The organism is Actinoplanes sp. NPDC051633 (assembly GCF_040681735.1).
Classification (GTDB): Bacteria; Actinomycetota; Actinomycetes; order Mycobacteriales; family Micromonosporaceae; genus Actinoplanes.
The window spans coordinates 1-3,357 of record NZ_JBFAZH010000872.1 but is presented as its reverse complement, the minus strand read 5'-3'; the positions used below and the strand labels follow the sequence as shown (position 1 = coordinate 3,357).

The 3,357-nt window shown below is 72.9% G+C and carries 3 protein-coding genes; 2 read left to right on the top strand and 1 reads right to left on the bottom strand.

All coding sequences use genetic code 11. The features are described from left to right. Nucleotides 1-270 precede the first annotated feature (270 nt). Nucleotides 271-900, top strand: a complete 630-nt coding sequence (locus AB0M20_RS33650; RefSeq protein ID WP_364304371.1) for an SRPBCC family protein — start codon at nt 271-273, stop codon at nt 898-900. A gap of 93 nt (nt 901-993) precedes the next feature. Continuing rightward, on the top strand, nt 994-2,682 hold the full coding sequence (gene sulP, locus AB0M20_RS33645) for a sulfate permease (protein WP_364304370.1): 1,689 nt from the start codon (nt 994-996) through the stop codon (nt 2,680-2,682). Here sulP and AB0M20_RS33640 read toward each other — a convergent pair. After that, nucleotides 2,666-3,357, bottom strand: a 692-nt coding sequence (locus AB0M20_RS33640) for a nitroreductase (RefSeq protein WP_364304369.1), incomplete at its 5' end; no start/stop codon positions are given. The two genes, sulP and AB0M20_RS33640, sit on opposite strands and share 17 nt — an antisense overlap.

Here is a 3,357-nt window from a genome sequence, read left to right as displayed (position 1 = left end):
GCCCCTCTCAGGTGGGCTCGGCCGCGCCGAGCCGGCGATTTTCCTGGTCTGCGTGGCCACTCCTCCCCTGAGAACCACCTTCGCGACCCGCGCGACGCGACGGCAGGGGCCGAGGGCCGCCCCGTGCGGGACCATCGGCATCGATCGCATCGGCGGCGAGGGGACCTCTGGCCCTGCCGGCCGGCGACGCCGATCCCTAGCGTGAAGGCAAGAGGAGGAATCATGAAGGGACTCGTAGACCGGCGCCGCACTCAAGGTGGTGCTGTCCCGATGAGACGGGCCGCCTGGCTCGGCGGCGGCCTGATGCTGGCCGCCGCCGCGGCGTACGCGCCGGTCCTGCGGCACTGGTACCTCACCTGGGGCGCCACCGAGGAGGAGCAGCGCCGGACACTGCCCGGCGACGACCTGGCGCCCGAGGCCGACATGATCAGCACTCGCGCCATCACCGTCGGCGCGCCGCCGGAGCGGGTCTGGCCGTGGCTCGTGCAGATGGGCAGTGGCCGCGGCGGCGCGTACACCTATGACTGGATCGAGAATCTGTTCGGGCTCGGCATGCACAGCGCCGACCGGATTCTGCCCGAGTTCCAGAAGCTGGCGGTCGGCGACGTCCTGCCGATGGGCAACAACGGGCCGGGTATGCGGGTCGAGGTCTGCGAACCGGACCGCGCGCTGGTCTTCCGCTCCGAGGACGAGCAGTGGGTGTGGTCGTTCTCGCTGGCCGCCCAGGACGGCGGCACCCGGCTGATCAGCCGGAACCGGATCATGCAGACCGGCGCCTCGCTCGCCCGCAAGCTCGCCGACCGGCTGGTCATGGAACCGGGCAGCCTCGTGATGGAACGCAAGATGCTGATCGGCATCCGCAGCCGGGCCGAATCCACGCGGGCCACCGTGCCGGCCTGAAATCCGGTGACCGGGCCAAGGGTGCCCTTCGGGGCCGCAGTGCGCGAGGATCCTGACGTCAGGTGATCTCGTGCACGGCCGGGAGGGGCATCCTTGGCGACTCCGATCGGGCGGCTGGTACCCGGCGTGGCCGTGCTGCGCGCGTACCAGAGGTCATGGCTGCGCGGCGACCTGCTCGCCGGAGTCACCGTCGCGGCGTATCTCGTGCCGCAGGTGATGGCCTACGCCGGCCTCGCCGGGCTGCCGCCGGTGGCCGGGCTGTGGGCGATCCTGGCGCCGCTGGCGCTGTACGCGGTGTTCGGCTCGTCGCGGCACTTGTCCATCGGGCCCGAGTCGACCACGGCGCTGATGACGGCCGCGGCGGTGGCGCCGCTCGCGGCGGGCGACCCTGGACGGTACGCGGGACTGGCCGCCGCCCTGGCCGTCGTCGTGGGCGTGATGTGCCTGGTGGCCTCCGCCGCCCGCCTGGGCTTCGTCGCCGACCTGCTGTCCCGGCCGATCCTGGTGGGCTACATGGCCGGGGTGGCGGTCACCATGATCGCGGGCCAGCTCGGCAAGCTGACCGGCGTCGAGGTCGAGGGCGACGGCATCCCGGCGGAGCTGGCGTCGTTCGTCCGCAACGTCACCGGCGCCGACCCGGCGACCCTGGTGCTCGGCCTGGCCGTGCTGGCGCTGCTGTTCCTCGGCCGGTGGCGGTTCCCGCGGCTGCCGGTGCCGCTCATCGTGGTGCTGCTGGCCACCCTCGCGGTCGTCGTGTTCGACCTCGAGCGCTACGGCGTCGCGGTCATCGGCGAGGTGCCCCGCGGCCTGCCCACGCCCGCGCTGCCCGACTTCGGCGAGCTGCAGCAGCTGCTGCTCCCAGCGGTCGGGGTGCTGGTCGTCGGCTACACCGACACGGTGCTGACCGGGCGGGCGTTCGCGGCCCAGACCTCCGCAGGGCAGGTCGATGCGAATCAAGAGCTGCTGGCGCTGGGTACGGCGAACATCGGCGCCGGACTGCTGCGCGGGTTCCCGATCAGCAGCAGCGGCAGCCGCACCGCGCTCGCCGTCGCGGGCGGCGCGCGTACCCAGATGTATTCGCTCGTCGCCCTTGCCTTCGTCGCCGCGGTGCTGCTCTTCGCCGGGCCGGCGCTCGCGCTCTTCCCGTCGGCGGCGCTCGGCGCGCTGGTGGTCTACGCGGCCGTCCGCCTAGTCGATGTGGCCGGCTTCCGCAAGCTGGCCGCCTTCCGCAAGACGGAGCTGCTGCTGGCCTTCGCCGCGCTGGCCGGTGTGGTGGTGCTCGACATCCTCACCGGCGTGCTGCTGGCGGTGGGGCTGTCGGTCGCCGAGCTGCTGTACCGCGTCGCCCGTCCGCACGACGCCGTGCAGGGTTTCGTGCCGAACCTGGCCGGCATGCACGACATTGACGACTACCCGAGCGCCACCACGGTGCCGGGTCTGCTGGTCTACCGCTACGACTCGCCGCTGTTCTTCGCCAACGCCGACAACTTCCGCCGCAGGGCCCTCGACGCCGTCGCCGCCCAGCGGGAGCCGGTGCGGTGGTTCGTGCTCAACGCGGAGGCGAACGTCGAGGTGGACAGCACCGGCCTGGACGCCGTCGAAGCCCTGCGGGCCGAGCTCACCGGGCGCGGGATCGTCTTCGGGCTGGCGCGCGTCAAGCAGGACCTGCTGGACTCGCTCACCGCCTACGGTCTCACCGAGGCGGTCGGCCGCGAGCGCATCTTCCCGACGCTGCCCACGGCCGTGGCCGCCTACCAGGAATGGCTCAGTCGACGAACGTGATCGTCTCGCCGGCCGCCCGCCGCGGCGTCGCGGGCAGCGGCTCCGCGGATTCGACGTACCCCAGACGAACCACCACGTACGGTTCGCCCAGGCCGGACACCAGCTCACGCACCATGCTGCGCGACCAGGCGACCTCGACCGCCTCGGTGATGGGCGCCGTCGACAGGCCCTCGGCGGTCGCCTCGAGCAGCAGCGCGGACAACGCCTCACCGGCCCGCAGCAGGTCGCGCGGCTCGACGCCGTTGCCGAACACGATCACGTACTCAGCGCCCTGGTCGTGGTCGTCGCCGGCCGTCAGGACGTCCCCGCCCTGCGGCGCGAAGTCGCGCACCGGCACCCGGCGCAGCGCCGGGGAGACGGCCGTGGCCGGCGGCACGCCGTCGCCGGTCCACGCCGGGCGGTTCGTCCACTGTGTCAGCTCCGAACGGTAGCCGGGGTCGAACGATTCGGCGTCCGCGGCCTGCTCGACCGAGATGCCCAGCATCGGCACCTGGTCATGCGGCACCACATGCAGGTAGGCGCCCTCTTTTTCGACGACCCGCCGGAGGGTGGCCAGCGTCTCCTCGCTGACGGGCCGATCTCCGAACGCGCGGCGATCGGTGCGCCGCCGGCTGATCGCCTGCTCCCGCTTGCGGGCCGCGGCATCCGGTGTCGCCGGTCCGTCCACGTGCAGGC

What these genes read in the sequence shown, in the direction of transcription:
- AB0M20_RS33650 (WP_364304371.1), top strand. Translation starts at nt 271, where the DNA reads ATGAGACGGGCCGCCTGGCTCGGCGGCGGCCTGATGCTGGCCGCCGCC.